The sequence below is a fragment of the Actinomadura rugatobispora genome (assembly GCF_042656285.1).
Lineage (GTDB): Bacteria > Actinomycetota > Actinomycetes > Streptosporangiales > Streptosporangiaceae > Spirillospora > Spirillospora rugatobispora.
Genome location: NZ_JBHSON010000031.1, coordinates 51,951 through 72,225, shown reverse-complemented (window position 1 = coordinate 72,225; position 20,275 = coordinate 51,951). Strand labels below are relative to the sequence as shown.

Annotated in this window: 27 protein-coding genes and 1 pseudogene; 15 read left to right on the top strand and 13 right to left on the bottom strand. The window is 70.3% G+C overall.

All coding sequences use genetic code 11. The features are described from left to right. Positions 1-241: 241 nt before the first annotated feature. On the bottom strand, positions 242-1,387 hold the full coding sequence (locus tag ACFPZN_RS22530; protein ID WP_378284063.1) for a CaiB/BaiF CoA transferase family protein: 1,146 nt from the start codon (positions 1,385-1,387) through the stop codon (positions 242-244). Positions 1,388-1,475: 88 nt separating this feature from the next. Here ACFPZN_RS22530 and ACFPZN_RS22525 point away from each other — a divergent pair, with 88 nt between their 5' ends. From ACFPZN_RS22525 to ACFPZN_RS22500, 6 genes are all read left to right on the top strand, one after another. After that, complete coding sequence (locus ACFPZN_RS22525; protein WP_378284062.1) at positions 1,476-2,660, top strand: acyl-CoA dehydrogenase family protein; 1,185 nt, start codon at positions 1,476-1,478, stop codon at positions 2,658-2,660. Positions 2,661-2,690: 30 nt separating this feature from the next. Continuing rightward, positions 2,691-3,356, top strand: coding sequence for a GntR family transcriptional regulator (locus tag ACFPZN_RS22520; protein ID WP_378284060.1), 666 nt, complete (start codon positions 2,691-2,693; stop codon positions 3,354-3,356). A 69-nt stretch (positions 3,357-3,425) separates the two neighbouring features. After that, complete coding sequence (locus ACFPZN_RS22515) at positions 3,426-4,637, top strand: MFS transporter (RefSeq protein WP_378284059.1); 1,212 nt, start codon at positions 3,426-3,428, stop codon at positions 4,635-4,637. Between the two features lie 14 nt (positions 4,638-4,651). Next, a complete protein-coding gene (locus ACFPZN_RS22510) occupies positions 4,652-5,089 on the top strand; it encodes a MarR family winged helix-turn-helix transcriptional regulator (RefSeq protein WP_378284058.1) in 438 nt (145 codons plus the stop codon). A gap of 95 nt (positions 5,090-5,184) precedes the next feature. Beyond that, positions 5,185-5,631 carry a hypothetical protein gene (locus ACFPZN_RS22505; protein WP_378284057.1) on the top strand — a complete coding sequence of 149 codons (447 nt, stop codon included), beginning with the start codon at positions 5,185-5,187 and terminating at the stop codon, positions 5,629-5,631. After that, positions 5,628-6,311, top strand: coding sequence for an HD domain-containing protein (locus tag ACFPZN_RS22500; protein WP_378284056.1), 684 nt, complete (start codon positions 5,628-5,630; stop codon positions 6,309-6,311). The genes ACFPZN_RS22505 and ACFPZN_RS22500 overlap by 4 nt, the downstream gene beginning before the upstream one ends. On the opposite strand, the gene ACFPZN_RS22495 is transcribed toward ACFPZN_RS22500, so the two are convergent. Both ACFPZN_RS22495 and ACFPZN_RS22490 read right to left on the bottom strand, forming a co-directional pair. After that, on the bottom strand, positions 6,308-6,631 hold the full coding sequence (locus ACFPZN_RS22495) for a DMT family transporter (protein WP_378284055.1): 324 nt from the start codon (positions 6,629-6,631) through the stop codon (positions 6,308-6,310). The two genes, ACFPZN_RS22500 and ACFPZN_RS22495, sit on opposite strands and share 4 nt — an antisense overlap. Positions 6,632-6,680: 49 nt before the next feature. Further along, the gene (locus tag ACFPZN_RS22490) at positions 6,681-7,643 is read right to left on the bottom strand and encodes a helix-turn-helix transcriptional regulator (RefSeq protein WP_378284054.1); all 963 of its coding nucleotides are present in this window, start codon (positions 7,641-7,643) and stop codon (positions 6,681-6,683) included. Positions 7,644-7,705: 62 nt separating this feature from the next. On the opposite strand from ACFPZN_RS22490, the gene ACFPZN_RS22485 reads away from it, so the two are divergent. Next, positions 7,706-8,866 carry an epoxide hydrolase family protein gene (locus tag ACFPZN_RS22485; RefSeq protein ID WP_378284053.1) on the top strand — a complete coding sequence of 387 codons (1,161 nt, stop codon included), beginning with the start codon at positions 7,706-7,708 and terminating at the stop codon, positions 8,864-8,866. A 136-nt stretch (positions 8,867-9,002) separates the two neighbouring features. Continuing rightward, positions 9,003-9,353: a hypothetical protein gene (locus ACFPZN_RS22480; protein ID WP_378284052.1), complete on the top strand. Its 351-nt coding sequence runs from the start codon at positions 9,003-9,005 to the stop codon at positions 9,351-9,353. Between the two features lie 15 nt (positions 9,354-9,368). Here ACFPZN_RS22480 and ACFPZN_RS22475 read toward each other — a convergent pair whose 3' ends face one another. Further along, on the bottom strand, positions 9,369-10,049 hold the full coding sequence (locus tag ACFPZN_RS22475; protein WP_378284051.1) for a hypothetical protein: 681 nt from the start codon (positions 10,047-10,049) through the stop codon (positions 9,369-9,371). A gap of 323 nt (positions 10,050-10,372) precedes the next feature. On the opposite strand from ACFPZN_RS22475, the gene ACFPZN_RS22470 reads away from it, so the two are divergent. Next, on the top strand, positions 10,373-10,816 hold the full coding sequence (locus ACFPZN_RS22470) for a hypothetical protein (protein WP_378284050.1): 444 nt from the start codon (positions 10,373-10,375) through the stop codon (positions 10,814-10,816). After that, positions 10,816-11,826 (top strand): hypothetical protein, encoded by a 1,011-nt coding sequence (locus ACFPZN_RS22465; RefSeq protein ID WP_378284049.1) that lies wholly within the window; start codon positions 10,816-10,818, stop codon positions 11,824-11,826. Before ACFPZN_RS22470 ends, ACFPZN_RS22465 begins: the two co-directional genes overlap by 1 nt. Here the strand turns inward: ACFPZN_RS22465 and ACFPZN_RS22460 are convergent. Continuing rightward, positions 11,823-12,239: a hypothetical protein gene (locus tag ACFPZN_RS22460; RefSeq protein ID WP_378284048.1), complete on the bottom strand. Its 417-nt coding sequence runs from the start codon at positions 12,237-12,239 to the stop codon at positions 11,823-11,825. The two genes, ACFPZN_RS22465 and ACFPZN_RS22460, sit on opposite strands and share 4 nt — an antisense overlap. Then, the gene (locus tag ACFPZN_RS22455) at positions 12,236-12,658 is read right to left on the bottom strand and encodes a YbaB/EbfC family nucleoid-associated protein (protein WP_378284047.1); all 423 of its coding nucleotides are present in this window, start codon (positions 12,656-12,658) and stop codon (positions 12,236-12,238) included. The genes ACFPZN_RS22460 and ACFPZN_RS22455 overlap by 4 nt, the downstream gene beginning before the upstream one ends. A gap of 249 nt (positions 12,659-12,907) precedes the next feature. On the opposite strand from ACFPZN_RS22455, the gene ACFPZN_RS22450 reads away from it, so the two are divergent. Then, complete coding sequence (locus tag ACFPZN_RS22450; protein WP_378284045.1) at positions 12,908-13,861, top strand: MBL fold metallo-hydrolase; 954 nt, start codon at positions 12,908-12,910, stop codon at positions 13,859-13,861. Between the two features lie 12 nt (positions 13,862-13,873). On the opposite strand, the gene ACFPZN_RS22445 is transcribed toward ACFPZN_RS22450, so the two are convergent. After that, complete coding sequence (locus ACFPZN_RS22445) at positions 13,874-15,772, bottom strand: WD40 repeat domain-containing serine/threonine protein kinase (protein ID WP_378284044.1); 1,899 nt, start codon at positions 15,770-15,772, stop codon at positions 13,874-13,876. Between the two features lie 223 nt (positions 15,773-15,995). After that, positions 15,996-16,568, bottom strand: coding sequence for a TetR/AcrR family transcriptional regulator (locus ACFPZN_RS22440; protein ID WP_378284043.1), 573 nt, complete (start codon positions 16,566-16,568; stop codon positions 15,996-15,998). Positions 16,569-16,647: 79 nt separating this feature from the next. On the opposite strand from ACFPZN_RS22440, the pseudogene ACFPZN_RS22435 reads away from it, so the two are divergent. From ACFPZN_RS22435 to ACFPZN_RS22425, 3 genes and pseudogenes are all read left to right on the top strand, one after another. Then, positions 16,648-16,737, top strand: a pseudogene (locus ACFPZN_RS22435) (oxidoreductase); the annotation flags it as partial. 200 nt (positions 16,738-16,937) lie between these two features. Continuing rightward, positions 16,938-17,093: a hypothetical protein gene (locus ACFPZN_RS22430; RefSeq protein ID WP_378284095.1), complete on the top strand. Its 156-nt coding sequence runs from the start codon at positions 16,938-16,940 to the stop codon at positions 17,091-17,093. A 35-nt stretch (positions 17,094-17,128) separates the two neighbouring features. Continuing rightward, on the top strand, positions 17,129-17,503 hold the full coding sequence (locus tag ACFPZN_RS22425; RefSeq protein ID WP_378284042.1) for a VOC family protein: 375 nt from the start codon (positions 17,129-17,131) through the stop codon (positions 17,501-17,503). A 637-nt stretch (positions 17,504-18,140) separates the two neighbouring features. On the opposite strand, the gene ACFPZN_RS22420 is transcribed toward ACFPZN_RS22425, so the two are convergent. The 5 genes from ACFPZN_RS22420 to ACFPZN_RS22400 all read right to left on the bottom strand — a co-directional run bounded on the left by ACFPZN_RS22420 (position 18,141) and on the right by ACFPZN_RS22400 (position 19,748). Next, positions 18,141-18,332, bottom strand: coding sequence for a DUF397 domain-containing protein (locus ACFPZN_RS22420; RefSeq protein WP_378284041.1), 192 nt, complete (start codon positions 18,330-18,332; stop codon positions 18,141-18,143). A 100-nt stretch (positions 18,333-18,432) separates the two neighbouring features. Further along, positions 18,433-18,540, bottom strand: a complete 108-nt coding sequence (locus ACFPZN_RS22415) for a DUF397 domain-containing protein (RefSeq protein ID WP_378284040.1) — start codon at positions 18,538-18,540, stop codon at positions 18,433-18,435. A gap of 15 nt (positions 18,541-18,555) precedes the next feature. Continuing rightward, the gene (locus tag ACFPZN_RS22410; RefSeq protein ID WP_378284039.1) at positions 18,556-18,744 is read right to left on the bottom strand and encodes a DUF397 domain-containing protein; all 189 of its coding nucleotides are present in this window, start codon (positions 18,742-18,744) and stop codon (positions 18,556-18,558) included. A gap of 15 nt (positions 18,745-18,759) precedes the next feature. Further along, entirely contained in the window at positions 18,760-18,948 is a 189-nt protein-coding gene (locus ACFPZN_RS22405; RefSeq protein WP_378284038.1) for a DUF397 domain-containing protein, read from the bottom strand. Then, positions 18,939-19,748, bottom strand: coding sequence for a helix-turn-helix domain-containing protein (locus tag ACFPZN_RS22400; RefSeq protein WP_378284037.1), 810 nt, complete (start codon positions 19,746-19,748; stop codon positions 18,939-18,941). Before ACFPZN_RS22400 ends, ACFPZN_RS22405 begins: the two co-directional genes overlap by 10 nt. 136 nt (positions 19,749-19,884) lie before the next feature. On the opposite strand from ACFPZN_RS22400, the gene ACFPZN_RS22395 reads away from it, so the two are divergent. Next, positions 19,885-20,274, top strand: coding sequence for an ATP-binding protein (locus ACFPZN_RS22395; RefSeq protein WP_378284036.1), 390 nt, complete (start codon positions 19,885-19,887; stop codon positions 20,272-20,274). Position 20,275 lies beyond the last annotated feature (1 nt).

The following is a 20,275-nucleotide window of genomic DNA, read 5'->3' as shown; positions in this document are numbered from 1 at the left end:
CCGCCCGCGCCAACGAGTGGCACAGTAACCGATCCCGGCGGAACAAATCACCTTACCCCGGGCATGAGCCGAAGAAGCGTGATCCGACCGTGACGGAGCGCATGATCGCGGGGACGCCGGGGAACACCCCCTGATCAGGTCGGCGTGTCGGGAAGGGCCGGTACGGGGGCGGCGCCCGACCGGACCGATTGAGGCACGCGATGATCAGGGCGAAGGTAAAGCGGGCGGGTTGGATGGCGAATTACGGCCCTGTTTCAACAGGGCGATTCGCGGACGGGGATTCGCCCAGGGACGGCGGCGCCGAACGGTAGGCGGGCGGGGTCGCCGAGAGGCCGATCGGGTTGCGGGTGAGGCGGGCGACCGTCCCGTCGCCGCGCGGAACCTCGACGATCGGGTCCAGGCCCAGCGACCCGGCCAGGTCGAAGGCCCCGGCGATGTCGTTGACCTGACCGGCCGGCACGCGCGCCTCGGAGAGGGCGGGCACCCAGACGGCGGCGGGTTTGGCGGCGAGGGCGTCCACCAGGATCCGGCGCAGCTCGTCCCGGTGGGCGACGCGGGCGTCGTTGGTGCGGAACCGGTCGTCGGCGGCCACTTCCGGACGGCCGACCGCCTGGGCGAGCGCGGCGAACTGGCGGTCGTTGCCGACGGCCACCACCAGGTCGCCGTCACCGGTGGGCAGCAGCTCGTACGGCGCGACGCTCGGGTGGGCGTTGCCCATCCGCCCGGCGACCTGCCCGGCCAGGGTGTACGCCGAGCCCTGGTTGACGAGGGCGGCCAGCAGGCAGGACAGCAGGTTCACCTCGACCCGCTGCCCCTGGCCCGTGCGGTCGCGGTGCCGGACCGCCGTCAGGACGCCGACGCTCGCGAACAGCCCGCTGATCACGTCGACCAGGGCGACGCCGGCCTTCTGCGGTTCCCCGTCGGGCCTGCCGGTGATGCTCATGAGGCCGCCGAGCGCCTGGATGAGCAGGTCGTACCCGGGCAGCGCGGCCCCGGCCCCGGCGCCGAAACCGGTGATCGAGCAGTAGACCAGGCCCGGATTCGCGGTGCTCAGGGTCTCGTAGCCCAGGCCGAGGCGGTCCATCACGCCCGGCCGGAAGTTCTCCACGACGACGTCCGCCCCGGCGGCCAGTTCCCGGGCGCGGGCGGCGCCCTCGGGGGTGCCCAGGTCGAGGACGACGCTGTCCTTGTTGCGGTTGACGGACTGGTAGTAGGTGGCCTGCCCGGCGTCGTACGGGGGTCCCCAGGCCCGGGTGTCGTCGCCGGTGCCGGGGCGCTCGATCTTGGTCACGGTCGCGCCCAGGTCGGCGAGGATCATCGTCGCCAGCGGTCCGGCGAGCACGCGGGAGAAGTCGACGACGCGGAGGTCGTCCAGGGCATGGGTCATGTGGGCGGCCCTTTGTCAGGTTCGAGGATGATATGCGAGTATCGAGTTTAGATTTTCGAAGATTTTCCCGCAACGAGAGGCGGCGGCGATGAGCGAGCGCGACGACCGGGTCGAGCTGCGGCCCCACGACTTCCTGGACCTCGACCATGCCCTGTCCGACGAGGAGCGCGACATCCGCGCCACCGTCCGGGCCTTCGTCGACGACCGGGTGGTCCCCCACGCCGGCGACTGGTTCGAGGAGGCGCGGATCCCCCGCGAGCTGCCGCGCGAGCTGGGCAAGCTGGGCGTCCTCGGCATGCACCTGGAGGGGTACGGCTGCGCCGGCACCAGCGCCACCGCCTACGGGCTGGCCTGCCTGGAGCTGGAGGCGGGCGACAGCGGCGTGCGCAGCATGGTCTCCGTCCAGGGCTCGCTGGCGATGTACGCGATCTGGCGCTGGGGCTCGGAGGAGCAGAAGACGCGCTGGCTGCCCGGGATGGCGGCCGGCGAGACGATCGGCTGCTTCGGCCTGACCGAGCCCGACGCGGGCTCCGACCCCGGCGCGATGCGCACCCGCGCCCGCCGCGACGGCGACGGCTGGATCCTCGACGGCCGCAAGATGTGGATCACCAACGGGTCCATCGCCGACGTGGCCGTGGTCTGGGCCGCCACCGACGAGGGCGTGCGCGGCTTCCTCGTCCCGGCCGGAACCCCCGGCTTCACCGCCCCGGAGATCCACAAGAAGCTGTCGCTGCGCGCCTCGGTCACCTCGGAGCTGGTGCTGGACGGCGTCCGGCTGCCCGGCGACGCCGTCCTCCCCGAGGTCTCCTCACTGCGCGGCCCGCTGTCCTGCCTGAACGAGGCCCGCTACGGCATCGTCTGGGGCGCGGCCGGCGCCGCCCGCGCCTGCTTCGAGACCGCGCTGCGCTACTCCATGGAGCGCACCGCGTTCGGCCGCCCGATCGGCGCCACCCAGATCCAGCAGCAGAAGCTCGCGCACATGGCGCTGGAGGTCAACCGGGCGACGCTGACGGCCCTGCACCTGGGCCGGCTGAAGGACGCGGGACGGCTGCGTCCCGAGCAGATCAGCATGGGCAAGCTCGGCAACGTCAACGCCGCCCTCGACGTCGCCCGCACCGCCCGCCAGATGCTCGGCGCGAACGGGATCTCGCTGGAGTACCCGGTCATCCGCCACATGACCAACCTGGAGTCGGTCGTCACGTACGAGGGCACGGCCGACGTCCACGCCCTGGTCATCGGCGGCGCCCTGACCGGGGTCCAGGCGTTCCGCTGACCCGGAAAGGGGACGGCTATGCTCTCGCCGGTGAACGGTCCGCAGTCCTCGGTTCCCACCGCCCAGCAGCATGCCGTCGACTCGCTGCGCCGCCTGATGGTGTCGGGCGCGCTGCGTCCAGGGCAGCGGGTCAACCAGGAGGACGTGGCCGCGCAGGCCGGGCTCAGCGTCGCGCCGGTACGGGAGGCGCTGCGCGTGCTGGAGCAGGAGGGCCAGCTCACCTACCGGCCCCGCCGGGGCTACTTCGTCACCGAGCTGCAGTTCGAGGACCTGCGCGAGATCTACGAGCTGCGCCGCGTCCTGGAGGAGCGGGCGGCCCGGCACGCGCTGCCGCTGATGGACGCCGAGGCGCTGGACCGCGTCACCGAGGCGGCCCGCGCCTGCGCCGCGGCGGCCGAGGCCGGCGACGTGGCCACCGAGCTGGCGGCCAACCGCGTCTTCCACTTCGCGATCATGGAGGCGCCGGGGCAGCCGCACGTGCTGCGGCTGATCCGGCTGCTGTGGGACTCCACCGAGGTCTACCGGGCGATGTACTACAACCTGCCCGAGGAGCGGTCGGCGTCGGTGCACGCCCACGACCGGATCATCGAGGCGATCCGGGACGGGGACGCCGACCGGCTCGTCCGGGAGATGGACGACCACCGCGAGCGCGCGCTGAAGGTCCTGCACGGAGTGCTCGCCCGGCCGGGCGGCTGACGCCCTCCGGTTGCCCGCCGGCCCGCGGACCGGTTCACTGACCCGGCGGACTACGCGGGGAGGGTGCGGGTGGGGGGTCGTCTGGGGCGGGACTTCACCCGGCTGTGGGGGGCGTACACCGTCAGCACGGCCGGCACCGCGGTCGCCACCGACGTCTTCGCGATGATCACCGTGCTGGTGCTGGCCGGCAGCGCGCTGCAGGTCTCGCTGCTGTCGGCGCTCGGCGGCGCCGTGGGCGCGCTGCTGGCGCTGCCGCTCGGGCCGTGGATCGAGTTCCGGCGCAAGCGCCCGGTGATGATCGGCGCGGACGTCCTACGGTGCTGCGCGCTGCTGAGCGTGCCGGCCGCGTACCTGGCGGGCGTGCTGACGTACGCGCACCTGGCGGTGGTCGCCGCGCTCGCCGCCGTGTGCCAGATCGTGTTCATCGGGGCGTCCGGCGCGCACCTGAAGTCGCTCGTCCCGCGCGAGCACCTGACCGAGGCGAACGGCCGGTTCGAGAGCGTGCTGTGGACGACCATGGCGGTGGGTCCCCCCGCGGGCGGGCTGATGAGCTCTGTCTTCGGGCCCTTCATCACGGTCACGGCCGACGCCGCGAGCTTCCTGCTGTCCGCGCTGGGCGTCCGGTCGATCCGCGCGCCGGAGCCCGAGCCGGCGGAGCACGCGGAGGGAGGGGCGTGGTGGCGGGGGCTCGGCGAGGGGTGGCGGCACATCTGGTCGGACGCGATGCTGCGGCCGCTGTTCGTCAACACCGTCGCGGTCAGCGCCCTGACCATCGCGATGTCGCCGGTCCTGGCCGTGATGATGCTGCGCGAGATGGGCTTCAGCATGTTCCAGTACGGGCTGTCGCTCGGGATCCCCTGCGCGGCCGGGGTCGTCGGGGCGCGGCTCAGCCGGCGGGTCGCGGCCCGCCAAGGGCTGCCGTTCGTCCTGCTCGGCGGGGGGATCGCACGGGTGCTGTGGCTGCCGTTGCTGCCCTTCGTCGGAGGAGGCTGGGCCGGACTGGCGGCGATCACCGCGATCCACACCGGCACCGTCTTCTTCACGAGCCTCTTCATGCCCGTCTTCGCGACCGCCCGGATCGAGCGGACCCCCGACCACAAGCTCGCCCGCGTCCTGACCTCGTGGACGATCAGCAACAACGTCGCCCGCGCCGGCTGCACCCTCGCCTGGGGGCTCCTGGCCACCCTCACGACGCCGCGGTTCGCCCTCGCCGCCGGGGCCGTGCTGCTGCTGGCGACCTGCGCGTCCCTCCCCTCGCGGGCGACCGGGACGGCGCGGTAGGAGAAACTGGGGTCGTGACCGCCGAGAACGAGCGCCCCGCACCGCCCGTGACCAGCACGTCCATCATCGTGCTCACGCTGGCGCGCCGGGTCGAGACCGAGCTGAGCGCCGCCCTCGCGCCGCTCGACCTCACCGTGAGCAGGCTCGGGCTGCTCGGTCACATCGCGGGCGTGCCGGGGGTGTCGTTCAGCGATCTGGCCCGGATGTCGGGGATCACCGTGCAGAGCGTCCACACGGCGGTGAAGGCGCTCGCGGCGGCCGGGCTGGTGCGCGACACCACCGCGCGGGCCGGGTCCGCGTCGGCCATCGAGGTCACGCCGGAGGGCGCGCGGCTGCTGGAGGCGGCGGAGGCCGCGATCGCGGAGGTCGACGACCGGCTGTTCGGCCCCGACGCCGACCCCGTCCTGCGGCGGATCAACGACACCGTCCGCGCCGCTTTCGGCGGCTCCTGACCCCTTCCCAGGGCGCCCCCGTCGCGGGGCCCCTTCAGCATGCCTGAAGGTCGGTGTTAGCCTTCAGGTGTACTGAAGGTTGCTGAGGGAGCCCCATGGAACACCTGTTGCTGTCGGTCCACGTGCTGGCCGGCATCGTCTTCGTCGGAGGCTCGGCGATCGCGACGAGCCTGTTCCCCCGCTACGCACCGGTCACCGCCGGGACGGGCGACTCCGGGGAGCGGAACCCGGCGGTGGCCGCCGCGCTGCACCGCATCACCCGCGGCTACGGCATCGCCGGGATCGCCGTGCCCGCGGTCGGGATCGCGCTGGCGATCGTCCAGGGCCGGATGTCGGAGATCTGGATCAACGTGGCGATGGTGCTCACCGCCGCCGCGGGCATCCTGCTGGCCGCGCTCATCTACCCGCGCCAGAAGCAGGCGCTCGCCGAGCCCGACGACGGCGCGCGGCTGCGCACGCTGTCCATGCTCGCCGGCTTCTACAACCTGCTCTGGGCGATCGTCGTCATCCTGATGATCGTCCGCCCCGGGGCGGAGTCATGACCGACCTCGACATGGACGCCTTCGACGGCCTGCCCTTCCCCCGCACCGACCTGGCGGTCCGGGCGATGCGCCACGCGCGCCGCATCGAGGACCCGGCGATCTTCAACCACAGCATGCGCACCTACCTGTACGGGCGCTTCCTCGGCGAGCAGGAGGGACTGCGCCCCGGCCGCGACTACGACGACGAACTGCTGTTCCTCGGCTGCGTCCTGCACGACGCCGGGCTCAGCGCCGAAGGCGACGGCGACCAGAGCTTCGAGATCGACGGCGCCGACCTGGCCGCCCGGTTCCTCGCCGGCGAGGGCGTGGCGGACGACCGGATCGCGGTGGTCTGGGATGCGATCGCCCTGCACCTGTGCTTCGCCGTCGCCGCCCGGAAGCGTCCCGAGATCGCGCTGGTGACCGCGGGCGCCGGGTACGACCTCGGCCCGCACGGCCCGGCCCTCCCGGACGGTTACGCCGACCGCGTCCACGCCGTCCTGCCCCGCCTGCACGCCGCGGCGGCGCTCGAAGACGCCATCATCGGCCAGGCCCTCGCCAAACCGCAGAAGGCGCCGCCGTTCAGCATGCCCGGGGAGCTCGTCCGGCAGCGCACGGGCCAGGTCTGGCCCACCTGGGAGCAGTTGATGTCCGAGGCTCCCAGCTGGAACGACTACGACGGCTACCACCGTCCCGGCTAGTGGGCGCTGGTGAGGTTGAGGGTGACGACGCCCGCCACCACCAGCGCGATGCCCGCGACCTTGGCGACCGTGACCGGCTCGTCCAGGAACAGCGTGCCGATCACCGCGATGAGGGTGGTGCCCAGCCCCGCCCACACCGCGTAGCCCACCCCCACCTGCATGCCCCGCTCGATCGCCTGGGCCAGCAGGACGAAGGCCGTGCCGTAGCCCGCCAGGCACGCCAGGGTCGGCCAGAGCTTGGTGAACCCCTCGGTGTTCTTGATCAGGCTGGTCGCCGCGACCTCGGCGATGATCGCCCCGGCCAGCAACAGGTAGGCCATCGTCCACTCCCGCACCTCGGGTACATATGTACAGGGCGAACGTACGCCGTCACCGGCGCGGGGTCGCGGCGGCATAGCGGCGCCCGAGGACGCGGAGCGCGTCGACCAGTTCGGGCGGGTCGGTGACGGTGAAGTCCACCCCGAGGAGCCCCAGGTGGACGGCGAGGGATTCGAGGGTGTCGGATCCGGTGCGGAGCACGCAGGTGTCCTCGTCCACCGCCTCGACCGTGCCCACGGCCGGATTGATCCGCGCGAGGACGGCGTCGGCGGGGGCGTGCACGGTCACCTCCGCGCGGTGGCGCCAAGCGGCCGAGGAGACGCCGCGCGTCACCCGGGCGACGACGTCCTCGGGCGGCTCGCGCGGGGTGAAGCGCGGCCCGGCCGGGGGCCGCGGGACGAGCCGGTCGACGCGGAACGTCCGCCAGTCCGACCGGTCGACGTCCCAGGCCACCAGGTACCAGCGGCGGCCCCACGCCACCAGCCGGGACGGCTCGACCACGCGCCTGCTCTCGGTCCCGTCGTGGTTCCGGTAGTCGAGGCGCAGCCGCTCGTGGTCGCGGCACGCGGCGGTCAGCGTGATCAGGGTGTCGGCGGCGACCTGCGGTCCGGGCCGGTCCGGCGGCACCGGGACGGTGTAGTTCTGCAGCGCGTTCACCCGGCGGCGCAGCCGGTCCGGCATGACCTGTTCGAGCTTGGCGAGGGCGCGCAGGGAGGTCTCCTCGACGCCGGTGATCGAGCCGCCGGCGGCGGTGCGCAGGCCGACGGCGACGGCGACGGCCTCCTCGTCGTCCAGCAGCAGCGGCGGCAGCCGGGTGCCCGCGCCGAGCCGGTAGCCGCCGGCCGAGCCGCGGGTGGCGTGCACGGGGTAGCCGAGGGCGCGCAGGCGCTCCACGTCGTTGCGGACCGTCCTGGTGCTCACCTCCAGGCGGGCGGCCAGCTCCGAGCCGGGCCACTCGCGCGGGGCCTGCAGCAGGGACAGCAGGCGCAGGAGTCGTGCCGAGGTCTCCAACATTCCTCCAGCATCCCAGCCCATTAGGAACGAAGTCTGCCTATAGGGCTCCTATCGTTCGGGACATGACGGAGAACACCGAGATCACGCCGTTCCGCATCGACGTCCCGCAGGCCGACCTGGACGACCTGGCCGCCCGGCTGGCCCGCACCCGCTTCGCCGAGGAACTGCCCGCCGCGGAGGTCACCGACGGGACCGCCAAGGGCCCGGTCCAGCCCGGCTGGGAGTACGGGGTGCCGGGTTCGTTCGTCCGCGAGCTGGTGGAACGCTGGCGCGACTCCTACGACTGGCGGGCCCAGGAGGCGAAGCTCAACGCCTTCCCGCAGTTCACCACCGAGATCGACGGCCAGACGATCCACTTCGTGCACGTCCGCTCACCCGAGCCGGACGCCGTCCCGCTGATCCTCACCCACGGCTGGCCCAACACCTTCGTCGAGTACCTGGACCTGGTCGGACCGCTCACCGACCCGCGCGCGCACGGCGGCGACCCCGCCCACGCCTTCCACGTGGTGATCCCGTCCCTGCCCGGCTTCGGTTTCTCCGGGCACACCCGCACCAAGGGCTGGGACGCCGCGCGCACCGCCGACGCCTGGGCCGAGCTGATGCGGCGGCTCGGGTACGAGCGCTTCTGCGCGCACGGCAACGACGCCGGCGCGATCGTCAGCCCCGAACTGGGACGGCGCCACGGCGACCGGGTGATCGGCGTCCACGTGAACCAGATCTTTTCCTTCCCGAGCGGCGACCCGGCCGAGTTCGAGGGGCTCGCGCCCGAGGAGCTGGAGTACCTGGGCTTCCTACAGGGCTTCGTGGAGCACGCCGTCCACGACCGCGCGCAGCAGGCGCAGCCGCAGACGCTCGCGCACGCCCTCGCCGACTCCCCCGCCGGGCAACTCGCCTGGATCGGGCAGCTCCTCGCCGGGCTGCCGGACCCGGACGTGATCCTGACGAACGCCACCATCTACTGGCTCACCAACACCGCCGCGTCGTCCGCGCGCTTCTACTACGAGAACCACCACGCGGAGCAGGGGCCGTCCGAGCCGACCACGTTCCCCCTGGGACTGGCCTCGTTCGCGTTCGACTTCCGCCCGCTGCGCCGCTTCGCCGAACGGGACCACCGCAACATCGTGTCGTGGAGCGAGTTCGACCGCGGCAGCCACTGGGCCGCCCACGACGCCCCCGACCTGCTCGTCGGCGACCTCCGCCAGTTCTTCGGCGACCTCAAGTAGCGGACGCGGGGCCGCCCCACCGGCCATCGCCCGGCACCCCGCGCCCGGGCGATGGCTGCCCAGCCCGGACGTCATCGTCCACGACATAACCCCGCATTCCCGGACGGTTCCCGGCGCTTCGTGGAAGATGGTGACCATGGAACCGGCCCCCCGCCCCCGGAACGTGACCATCGCCGCGACGATCTGGATCGTCTTCGCCGTGATCCTCGCCCTCGGCGGGCTGAGCTACGCCCTGAACCCCGAGGCCACCAACCTGAACGCGGGCCCGTTCGCCCCGGTCTTCCTCATCGGCCTCGGAGCCGCCTTCGTCATCCTGGCCATCCGCCTGCGGAAGGGCGGGAACGGCGCCCGGATCGCGCTGACCGTGATGGGCGCGCTGCTGCTGGTGGGCGTCTGGACCGTCCTGTTCGTGGTCCCGGCCCTGGTGTTCCAGTTCCTCCCCGACAGCAACGCCTGGTTCAAGGCCCTCACCCCGCCCAAGGAGTGACCGGTCGAATGCCGATCAAGCGTCCTCGCCTTCCGGTGGTGGCAGGTAGGGGCTGAAGTGGTCGGCGACGATGTCGGCGATGGCACCGGCGTCGCGGGATCCGTCGATCTCGATCACACGGATGCCGAGGCGGCGGGCGGAGCGGACGGCGTCGTCGGCGACGAGGCGGTCACGTTCCAGCCGGTTGCGCTGGGCTTGCGCCGGGTCGCTGACGTCATGGCCGATGGCGGCGGCTCGGGTGAGTGCGTCGAGTTGCCGGTCGCGAAACGCCCCGGTGGGCACCATGACGACCATCTGCCGAGGCGAATCGGTGATCGGGGCGACCAGCTCGGGGCGAAGCCCCCAGCCTTCGGCGATGATGGGGCGTCCGGAGACCAGAGCGCGCAGGTCGTCCAGGGCCCATTCGAACCGGGCCGGGAAGCCGGCCAGGGTTTCGGCGGCCATGTCCTGCGGGGTGGTGTTCACCCAGGTGGCGTCGGGATCCGGGTCCGCGGGAGGTTCGCCCAGCTTGACGCGGCGGGCGATCCGGCGGTCATTGTGGCCGCGGGCATCATGGTAGTCGTAGTGGTAGGCGGTCAGCCCGTATCGGACGCCGAGCAGCCGGGCGACAGTGGACTTGCCGGCCCATTGCCCGCCGCCGATCCACAGGACCCGGCGCAGCGTGCCGAAGGGGTCCCACACGTCGTTCCTGTTCACGAGTCTCCTTGTCCGGGTGCTGACGTCGGCGGCGCAGGTTATCCAATCGCCGGACGAGCACAACGATTGATCCCCACGTCCAGGCCGGACTCTGGCCCGAGGCGCCCACGCCCATGCGGCAGATATCCGGAATTCCGGTCAGCACGCGTCCGCTCTTTTACCAATGACCACAACACGCCTCGTCAGCGACCGTCCCTTCTGGCACGCTACGTTGGCTCGTGCTGACAGCCCGCCATGAACCCGCCAGGTCAGACGATTACCCCGCCGGTTGAGCCGCTCGCTCGACGCTCACCGAACCGTCCCTGAGCGTCGGAAGGAGCATTTTGGGCGAGAACAAAGTCGCCACGATCCTGAACCAGCCAGGGACGAACCCCGCACCCCGCCCCACACCCGCTCCCTCACCGGCCCCGCCCGGGGGCGGCGGCCCCACCTCCGGCGCGCCGCCCGCGTCCGGTGGCGGAGGCGGCCACGAGGTCGAATGGGTCGCTTCGAGCATCAAGAAGCTCGGCCACGCCTTCGAGACCGAGGTCGGCGAGATCGTCCGGCAGGCCCGCAACAAACTGAACGTCAAGCCGCGCGACGCCCAGCCCGCCGCGTTCACCACGTTCGGCATCTCCTGCGCGCTGGTCTACACGCAGCTGATCGAGTTCGCCGACCAGGACCTGATCTCCAAGACCGAGAACCTCAAGGAGATCAACGGCAAGCTGCAGAAGACCGCCGCCACCGCCGAGGAAGCCGACCGCAGGTCGGTCATCAAGGAGATCTGATGGGCAACGCACTCGGCCCGGCGGAGAACCTCGCCAAAGCGGCCACGATCGAGGCGATGGTCGCCGCCGTGATCATACCGGCGGCCATTCCCATCGTCCCCATCACCTACCTCGCGCAGGGAAACCCGCAGCAGCTGTGGGACGCCGCCGACGGCTGGAAGGAGACCATCGACGAACTGGAGAAGGCCCAGGCCAAAATCGAGGAGCTCTACCAGCGCAGGCTCAGCGAACAGGAGTGGAAGGGGGACGACCGCACCGCGTTCGAGGCGAAGATGAAGGAATTCGTCAACCAGCTCGACGCCGCCATCGTCATGGCCTGGTGCGCGGCCATCTCACTGTGGGTCCTCGCGGTGCTCGTCGCGGCCTTCATCTACATGGAGTTCGTCATGTGCTCCATTCTCGCCATCTTCGCCGCCGCCATCGCGATCGCCGCGAGCACCGTCGTCGGTGCACCGGCGGCACTCCAGATGGAGGCCCAGGCCAACCAGTTCGCCGCCATGTTCCACCGCGTCCTCAGCATCGGCTCGGAAACGCTCCGCAACATCTTCCACGCCACCGCCGCCATCTTCGGCGCGTTCATGGGCGGGAATATCGTCACCCAGGCGATCAAGGGAAACGGCGATGTGTGGGGCACGTTCGCCCAGTCGTTCGTCAACAGCCTGGACGACATGGCCTTGGGGACGCTCGCCTACGGCGAGCAGAAGCTGACCGCGAACCTCATGGGAGGAGTACCGGTCTACAAATCCGGTCCGGCATGGAAGCCGGCGCTCGGGCTCCCCACGACATCCCGGATCGCGCCCGTGACCGGCATGGAGGCCAATGCCGGGGCCAAGGCTCTTCTCGACACCGCCGAAGGAGGACCCAGCCTCCACAAAAGGGTCAACGACCTCGTGGAGTGGATGCGGGGCGGGCAGCAGTACGGGTCGGACGAGGACGCGAAGCCCGGCGAGAAGCAACCCGGCGTCAAGTACGTCGACAAGACCCACCCGACGCTGGGGCAGCCCTCCTAACTCGGGCGGTCACGCTTTGCCAGCAGACGCGCCTCTTCCTCGGCCACCCATCGGGGCCTCGCGAAGCGCGGCAGCCACCAGAAGCTGACGCACGTGATCATGCCGGGAGGAATGCCGAACAGGAAAATGACCAGCGCGGCATTGGAGGCACCGAGCACTCCGCAGATCGTCGCGACATAGACGATCAGCCCCGTCACTGAGGCCCAGAAGACCGTCAGTGGCGGGGCGATGCCGTGCATGCCGGTGCCGTTGTAGTGCCAGGATCGCCACCGGCCAGTGTAGGCGAACACCCCTTGGGCAATGCCGCAGAGGAGTAGGACGGCGGTGAGGACGGCCGCGAAGATGTTGCCGGCCGATGCCTCCATGCCCGAATCGGCCACCGGGCGCGAGGCGATCAGCACGGGGCTGATCATTTGGCGCCTCCGGGTTGGTCTTTGCCGCCGAGGTGCTGCTGGAGTTGGTCGATCAACGACCGGGCGTCGCGTCCTGCCTTGCTGAACATGCCCTGGACCTCGCTGAGGGTCTGCTGGAGCCGCTCCCCATTGTTGAGGAGGTCGAGGGGGTTGTCGTCGCCGTACTCCTGGGCCGCCAGCTTCTCGACCTGGCGATCGCGGTCGGCGAGGGCGCGTCGGGCGGTCTCCCTGATGGCGGCGGCGAGGTCGTCGGAGGCCATCCGCATCGCCCTCGGATCGATGCGCAGTTCCGCGAGAGGGTCGTCGGCGGTGCACGTCACCTTGATGCGGCCATCGGGCGTCTCGGCGGTTCCGGTCAGGGCGCCGGCCTGCTCCCGCATGCTCGCGATCCTGGCCACCCGCTCCTGCGACTGCCGCACCAGAGCATCGAATTCCGCGCCATCGGCTCCGAACAAAACGAAGACCTTTCCTGGGGAGCGTACGGCGTCCCAAGGTAGACCAAGGCTCCGGAAGGACTCCAACCGAACCGAATTCCGGACCGACCATTACCGGCTCCATGAATTCAACGACAGTCGGCCCGGAAAATCGGTGGGCCCACGGCGGATCGGCCGCTACGATCGCGGCGGCCGGGAAGCGCGGCCCATGACCGTTCAGGGAAGGGTGTCCCGATGATGCGGCCCGACCACCCCGAACCACTGGAGCAGGGCCATCCGTTCCGCCAGTGGAAGACATGGCGGATTCCCGGCGCGGACCTGACCCTCACCGGCTACTCCCGAGCCAACGACAAGACCTTCTTCCACATACCCGAGCTGCGGTGCAGCCTGGACGCCGGTCTCTGCGAGGGCCGGCAGGTGGACACGGTCTTCCTGACCCACACCCACCACGACCACTCCAAGGACCTCGATTTCCTGGCGTCCAACGCCTCCGGCACCGACATCTACCTGCCCGCCGACGCGGTGCCCTACGTGGAGTCCTACCTGCGCGCGTCCGCCGAGCTGAACCACGGACCGACCTTCGACCCGGCCCTCGCGGGCGGCCACCGCCTGCACGGCATGCGCCACGACGACCAATTCGTCTTCGGACGCCGAGGGCACCGTGTCCGGGTGGTGGAGTGCGAGCACAAGGTGCCCTGCGTGGGCTACGCCTTCTCCGAGAGACGCAAGGCACTGCGCCCGGAGTTCGAGGAACTACGACGGTCCCTGGTGAACGAAGGGCGGGGCAGCGATTTCGGCCGCATCATGGCCCAGCACCGCAAGGACGGAACCGAGGTCGACACTCAAGTCGACCGCCCCCTGTTCGCCTTCCTCGGCGACACGCACGTGAACGTGTTCGAGCGGAATCCGTGGCTCTTCGAGTATCCGGTCATCATCACCGAGTGCACGTTCATCGACGACGCCGAGATGGACCGCGCCGATCGAGTCGGGCACACGGTCTGGAGCCGCCTCCGCCCCGTGGTGGAGGCCCACCCGGAGACCCTGTTCGTCCTGACCCATTTCAGCCTGCGCTACTCGGACCGCGAGATCCTCGCGTTCTTCCGCCAAGAGGGGCACCCGGACAACGTCCTGCCGTGGGCGCACCCGGCAAGCCGCCTACCCGAGCAACACCAGCACACCGGCTCCTGAACGGCCGTGCGTTCAGGCGGGCGCACGCTGACGCACGACCGCCACGTCCCACAACCGCACCGTGTGGTCGTCGCTCGCGCTGGCGAAGGTCTTTCCGTCGGGGCTGAACGCCAGGGCGCTGACAGTGTCGGTGTGGCCGGGGAGGGGCCGGCTGAGGGGCCTGCGCGCGGCCACGTCCCACAACCGCACTGTCCGATCTTCGCTCGCGGTGGCCAGGATCCTGCCATCGGGGCTCAACGCCAGCGCGCCGACAGCGTCGCTGGGCACGAGGGGGTCGCCGATGGGTTCGCGGGTGCGGGTGTTCCACAACCGCACCTCCCGATAGTGGCCTGCGGTGGCCAGGGTCCTGCCGTCCGGGGTGAACGCCAGCGCGCCGACGGTGCTGCTGTAACCCTTGAGGCGCCGGAAGACGGGGCTGCGGATCGCCACGTCCCACAACTGCACCTCAGTGCTCGCGGACGCCAAGGTCTTGCCGTCAGGGCTGAACGCCAGCGCGTGGACCCCGTTGGTGTGCACAAGGGGGGCGTCGGGGTGTTCGCGGGTGCCGAGGTCCCACAACCACGCCGTCCCGTCGCCGTCTCCCGTGGCCAGGATCTTGCCGTCGGGGCTGAACGCCACCGCCTCGATCGCTTCGAAGTGGTCGCCGAGGGGCTTGCCGAGAGGGGTACGAGCGACCGCGTCCCACAACCGCACCGTTCTGTCGGCTCCTCCGGTGGCCAGGATCTTGCCATCGGGGCTGAACGCCACCGCCCTGACAGCATCGGTGTGGCCGGTGAGGGGCTGGTTGAGGAGCGTGCGGGCGGCCACGTCCCAGAACCGCACCGTCCGGTCACCACTCGCGGTGGCCACGGTCTTGCCGTCAGGGCTGAACGCCACCGCGCTGACAGGCCCGCCATGGCCGGTGAGGGCCAGACCGAGGGAAATCGGTCCAGACGGAGCGGGAGTGCGGTTCCCACGGGGCCGTTCGGCCTGCCGCTCGTCGGTGAGCAGGTAACCGACGGGGACGGCCAGGGCGAGGGCGGCGGCGCCCATGGTGACGAGGTAGGCGCGCCGCGAGAGCGACGGTGCTGCGGGGCCCAAGCTCACCATGTCCGGTGACGCGACGGCAGGCGGTGGGGCGTCCCCCAATGCGGTCAGTGCAGCTACGGCGGCCTCAGCGGTAGGACGCCGCTGGGGATCACGGTTCAGCAGGTCGCGCAGGATGGGCGCCAGGAGCTGAGCGCGCCGGGTGGGTGCGGGTTCGCCCCGGGAGACGGCCAGGAGCAGCGCCGCGAGGGTGCCGCCGGTGAAGGCGGGACGGCCTTCGACGGCGGCGTACAAGGTGGCGCCCAGGGACCACATGTCGGAGGCGGCGGTGGCTTCGCGGTCGTTGACCTGCTCAGGAGACATGTAGGCGGGGGTGCCCAGCAGGGCGCCGGTGGCGGTGAGGGTGGCCTCTCCGGGGACGGCGGCGATCCCGAAGTCGGTGACCACGACCCGCTCGCCTTCGAGCAGGATGTTGGCGGGTTTGATGTCGCGGTGCACGATCCCCGCCTGGTGCGCGGCGGCCAGCGCCGCGGCGATCTGCGCCCCGATCCGGGCGGCCTCCGCCTCGTCCAGCGGGCCGTTGTCGCCGATGACGGCGGCCAGGGAGCAGCCCCGCACCAGTTCCATCACGATCCAGGGCAGGCCGTCCTCGTCGTGGAACTGGTCATGGACGGTGATGATGCCGGGGTGCTTGAGCATCCCGATCGACCGCGCCTCCCGCTCCATGCGCGCGACCATCTGCTCGCGCACGCCCGTCGCCAGGCTCACGGGGATCTTGAGCTGCTTGAGCGCCACATCGCGGCGCATCCGCTCATCGTGCGCGCGCCAGACGGCGCCCATCCCGCCCTCGCCCAACACCTCCACCAGCCGATACCGGCCGCTCACCACCGTTTTCGCGTCCTCCGCCACAAAGGCACACAATCACGCGACCAAGCGCTCCGGTACCGCCACCGCCCCAATTGTGATCAGTTCGCGGTCGGAAGGAACGCCCGCACGGCCTCGCGCAGCGCGGCGCGGGTCACCAGCAGCACCCCGGCCCGTCCGGTTCCTTGCTGTCACTCGCGGCCACCACACCGGGAAACCCGCCAACTCAACACAGTCACCGCCGTTAGCCATGGTTGGCTGCGCCGCAGCGCAACCCGTCATACAAGATCGTGGCGATGTGCACTGCATCGTCCTTCCAGCCTTCGGCGCGCATCCCGCAGATGCCGCCGAGGGCGCGCAGGACGATGCGCCCGTTGATGCCACTGCGGACGAGACCGGCCGCGATGCCTGCCGCGAGAAGTTCGTCAAGGGCACGGGTCATCTCGTCGCGCGCGTCGTCGAAGACCGGCGAATCGGTTCCCATGATGCACTCCAGCGCCTCGCCCATACCTCTGCCTACTGCCGCGTGCTCCACGAGCAACAGCAGGAAGGTGCGCAGTGCTTCGTCCGGGGCGTGTTGTGCGAGCAGTCGGGCGGGAGTCGAGCAGAGATCGGCGACTTCCTGGCGGTACACCTCCGCGACGAGCGCTTCGCGCGTTTCGAAGTGGCGATAGAGGGTGCCGACAGCCACGCCGGCTCGGCGGGCGATCTCCTCCACATGCGCGTCGTCGTCGGCGAGGAACGCCTCCCGCGCCGCGACCAGAAGCGCGTCGCGGTTGCGGCGGGCATCGGCGCGCAACGGACGTGATGACGGCAACGGCCCTCCGTAAGGTGAATCGGACTCCGGTTGTGTACAGTTTCCGGAGTCGGGTTCATCTTATTGCCGGAGCACCCCCATGACGATCGAGCACAACGGGCTCGTCGGCCTGCGAGCGCTGGTGACCGGCGGTAGCCGAGGGCTCGGGGAGGCGACGGCTCGTCGTCTCGCCGCAGCCGGTGCCACCGTGCTGACGGCCTCACGAACCGCGCCCCCGGGAGACCTGCCCGCCACCTTCATGCCCGCCGACCTGCGATCTGAGAAGGGGGTGGCGGAACTCGGCCCGAGTAGTGGACAGCGTCTGAGGCATCGACGTCCTGGCCGACAACGCCGGAGCCGCAACCGGACCGATGCCGCCCTGGAGCGGTCGTGTTCGTTCTGCCGGGCTTCGTCGTCACCGAGGGGGCGAGCGACCCCCTCCAGCAAATGGCCGACGGCCAGGGCATCGACATCGACGACGTCAAGCAGCAGATCGTGGACCACCTGAAGGCGCCGACGCGGCGCCCAGTTCCGAGTCGGGCCTGAGCCGCACCCCAACACGCAATCCAAGGAGAGACACCATGCCCTTCAGCCTGACGTCACTGATCGTGGACGCCGCAGACCTGGAGAGCGAAAGCTCATTCTGGCACCGGCTGCTCGGCGGCTCGATCACGAGGACGGCAACGCACCACTTTCTGCAGATCGACGGCTTCCCCGTGATCGTGATCCAGCACGCTCCGGGGCAGGTACCGCCGCAGTGGCCCGACGGCGCCTCCCAGCAGATGCACTTCGACCTCGCCACGGACGACGCGGCGACCGCGGACAAGCGGGTGCTCGACGCCGGCGGTCGACGACTACGACCGACTGACGATGTCGTCGTCTCCACTCAGCAGGGCTCCCGGGTGTACGCCAGCCCGGCCGGACATCCGTTCTGTCTTCGGTCGGCCCGCCCCTGAAACCGAGCACGAACCCACGCCAACGCTGTGTCGGCGAATGCACCACACGTCCCGCACGGCAGGGGGCGCAGGCACCGGGCGGCTTCCACCGTCTCGGTCGTGGCCCGCGACCAGACCGGCGCCGGATCGAACCAGCGGTGCTCGGCGAGTTGGCTCATCCAGGCAAGCAGGGACTAGAGCAGCAGGCGGGGCACGAGCCACCCGAGCAGCAGGACCGACACGAACCCCATCGGCGCGTGCGCGGCCGCCTCGGCCGGCAGGTCCCCGATGGCCCCTGGTGTGCACGGCGTGGAGCGACACCTCCTGCAGGTGCCGCATCTTGATCGCCATCGCCACGGCGGCACCGCACCAGCCGACCGGACCGAGGCAGGCGACCAGCCGCCACCCAACGATCTCAACCCAGTGCCCGGCGAGAAGGAGGGTCGGCGTGACGTCGTTCACTCGTTCCCGCTGGACGGCGTTGAGGTCTCGCGGTGTCGTGAGCGCGGGGAGCCGCAGAGGGGGCTGTGGTGCCACCGATCGATCTGCTGCACAGCGATCCCGAAGGCGATGACTCCCAGATAAACCATGGGCGCCCCTCCGAGCGGGCGTCAGCGGCCAGGGAGCCGTTGATTATGATCAACGCCCTGGCGACCAGTCACCCCTCAGGCTGAACCACCGCCCGCACGGCCTCACGCAGCGCGACACGGGTCACCAGCAGCACCGGGCCATTGGTGTCCTTGCTGTCACGCACCGCCACCACGCCAGCATCACCCGCCAGTTCAACGCAGTTGCCACCATTGGAACTGGTGTAGCTGCTCTTACGCCACTTAGCTCCGGTCAGGTCCATCGATCCAGCACCTCGTCACCTCGTCGGGAGGGCCGCCCGGACGGCTTCGCAAAGCGCAGCGGGGTCACCACCAGCACTGGGCCCATCAGGGTCTTTGCTGTCACTGCACGGCCACTGCACCGGGCAGCAGCCAAGCCAACTCGACGCACTCGCCGCCGTTGTTAAGGCTGCGTGCCGCCTTACGCCACTCGGCGCTTGTCAGGTCCACCGCTCCAACACCTCGTCAGGCTGTCGGAAGCGCTGCCTGGACGGCTTCGCGTAGCGCGGCGCGGGTCACCAGCAGCACCGGGCCGTCCGGATCCTTGCTGTCACTCACGGCAACGCCACCCGGGAAATCGGCCACCTCGATGCAGTTACCGCCGTTGGCACTGCTGTAGGTGCTCTTGCGCCACTTGGCGCTCGTCAGGTCCATCGCCCCAGCACCTCGTCAGGCAGTCGAAAGCGCCGCCTGGACGGCCTCGCGCAGCGCGGCGCGGCTCACCAGCAGCACCGGGCCGTCCGGGTCCTTGCTGTCACGCACCGCCACCACGCCAGGGAGTCCGGCAACCTCGACACAATTGCCGCCGTTGGACCCGGTGTAGCTGCTCTTACGCCACTTGGCTCCGGTCAGGTCCATTTCTCCTGGACCACCTTTCTCACCAGTTCGCACGACATCTCTTCTGTGAGCGCCCTTGATCGGAGCGCTACAAGGGTTCGCGACAGAGTGGACAGGTCCTCGGGGTTGTCGGTCGTGATCGGGCGTATGGCCGTCTCGACATACGCGACCTCGCTTCGATCATCCATCGTCGCTACGACAAACGCACCCATGTTGCCGTCATGCTCGCCTCTCGCCAACACTACTTGAACTGTGACATTGGGCAATGAGGTAAGTGCGACCAGGTGCTCCAGTTGCTCCTTCATCGTCTCGGCGGTGCCGACGGGGCGGTGCAGCGCTTGCTCATCCACGAGGAGAACAAGGAACGGCGCCGCCTTCTCTCCATCTCTGGAGGTGATGACCTGACGCGCGAGGCGCGCCTCCACGGCTTCCTTGTTGCCCTTCAGCAGGGCCGAGGCGTAAGCCGGTGTCTGGGCCAGCCCGGCGATCAGCGTGGGTTCCCAAGAGACGAGCATGGCGGCGTCGGCTTCGATCTGGGGCCAGTCGAACCAGATGGGGACGGGGTGGCCGTCCTTGTTCAGGTCTTCCCACAGCGTGATCAGTGAGCCGCCCGCTTCGAGATGGTCATCGACGATCTCGACGTACGCGCGGGTGGCCCGCCGCTTTCCATTCTCGATGCGGCTGACCTGGGCGCCGCTCATCTGGGTGAGCTGAGAGATGGTCTCCTGCTTGACCCCCTTGGCCTCTCGCATCCGGCGCATCTGGCGGCCGAACGCGATGAGCGCAGGGGATTCGCGAGGACGCTGACGCCTGGGGGGCATGGCGCCTTCCTCTCCACGGAACCTACCGACCTCGGCTCACGCCTTACCAGTAGTGACCAATTGACTCCGGTACGTGAATCCTAGACGGGGAAGTGGCTCAATGTGTGCTGTACGCCACACAAAGTGAGGAGAGATCGTGGGCGAGGCAGTGCGTGGGGAGATGGTGGTCAAGCGGGATCTGGTGGCCGTCGCGGAGGCTCGGAGGTTCGTGCGGCTCACGCTGGGGCGCTGGGAGATGGAGGACTACGTGCCGTGCCTGGTGGCCAGCGAGCTGGTCACCAATGCCATGCGGTACGGCAGCACGGCGGACGATGATGTGATCCTGCGTCTGGTTCGGGCGGACGACGGGATGCTGTCGGTGGAGGTGCAGGACGCGACCTGGGAGATGCCTCGGATGCGGATCGTGGATCTGACCAGCGAGTCGGGGCGCGGGCTGTTCGTCGTGGAGACGTTCACCCGGTACTGGGGCGTGCGGCCCCTGGCAGGGAAGGCGGGGAAGGTGGTCTTCGCCGTTCTCTGGCCGTGAG

Bases quoted from the DNA above. Each gene is read 5' to 3' on its own strand.
- ACFPZN_RS22530 (WP_378284063.1), bottom strand. From the start codon at position 1,387: ATGACCCATGCCCTGGACGACCTCCGCGTCGTCGACTTCTCCCGCGTG.
- ACFPZN_RS22525 (WP_378284062.1), top strand. From the start codon at position 1,476: ATGAGCGAGCGCGACGACCGGGTCGAGCTGCGGCCCCACGACTTCCTG.
- ACFPZN_RS22505 (WP_378284057.1), top strand. From the start codon at position 5,185: ATGGAACACCTGTTGCTGTCGGTCCACGTGCTGGCCGGCATCGTCTTC.
- ACFPZN_RS22500 (WP_378284056.1), top strand. From the start codon at position 5,628: ATGACCGACCTCGACATGGACGCCTTCGACGGCCTGCCCTTCCCCCGC.
- ACFPZN_RS22495 (WP_378284055.1), bottom strand. From the start codon at position 6,631: ATGGCCTACCTGTTGCTGGCCGGGGCGATCATCGCCGAGGTCGCGGCG.
- ACFPZN_RS22490 (WP_378284054.1), bottom strand. From the start codon at position 7,643: ATGTTGGAGACCTCGGCACGACTCCTGCGCCTGCTGTCCCTGCTGCAG.
- ACFPZN_RS22485 (WP_378284053.1), top strand. From the start codon at position 7,706: ATGACGGAGAACACCGAGATCACGCCGTTCCGCATCGACGTCCCGCAG.
- ACFPZN_RS22480 (WP_378284052.1), top strand. From the start codon at position 9,003: ATGGAACCGGCCCCCCGCCCCCGGAACGTGACCATCGCCGCGACGATC.
- ACFPZN_RS22465 (WP_378284049.1), top strand. From the start codon at position 10,816: ATGGGCAACGCACTCGGCCCGGCGGAGAACCTCGCCAAAGCGGCCACG.
- ACFPZN_RS22460 (WP_378284048.1), bottom strand. From the start codon at position 12,239: ATGATCAGCCCCGTGCTGATCGCCTCGCGCCCGGTGGCCGATTCGGGC.
- ACFPZN_RS22450 (WP_378284045.1), top strand. From the start codon at position 12,908: ATGATGCGGCCCGACCACCCCGAACCACTGGAGCAGGGCCATCCGTTC.
- ACFPZN_RS22425 (WP_378284042.1), top strand. From the start codon at position 17,129: ATGCCCTTCAGCCTGACGTCACTGATCGTGGACGCCGCAGACCTGGAG.
- ACFPZN_RS22420 (WP_378284041.1), bottom strand. From the start codon at position 18,332: ATGGACCTGACCGGAGCTAAGTGGCGTAAGAGCAGCTACACCAGTTCC.
- ACFPZN_RS22410 (WP_378284039.1), bottom strand. From the start codon at position 18,744: ATGGACCTGACGAGCGCCAAGTGGCGCAAGAGCACCTACAGCAGTGCC.
- ACFPZN_RS22405 (WP_378284038.1), bottom strand. From the start codon at position 18,948: ATGGACCTGACCGGAGCCAAGTGGCGTAAGAGCAGCTACACCGGGTCC.
- ACFPZN_RS22400 (WP_378284037.1), bottom strand. From the start codon at position 19,748: ATGCCCCCCAGGCGTCAGCGTCCTCGCGAATCCCCTGCGCTCATCGCG.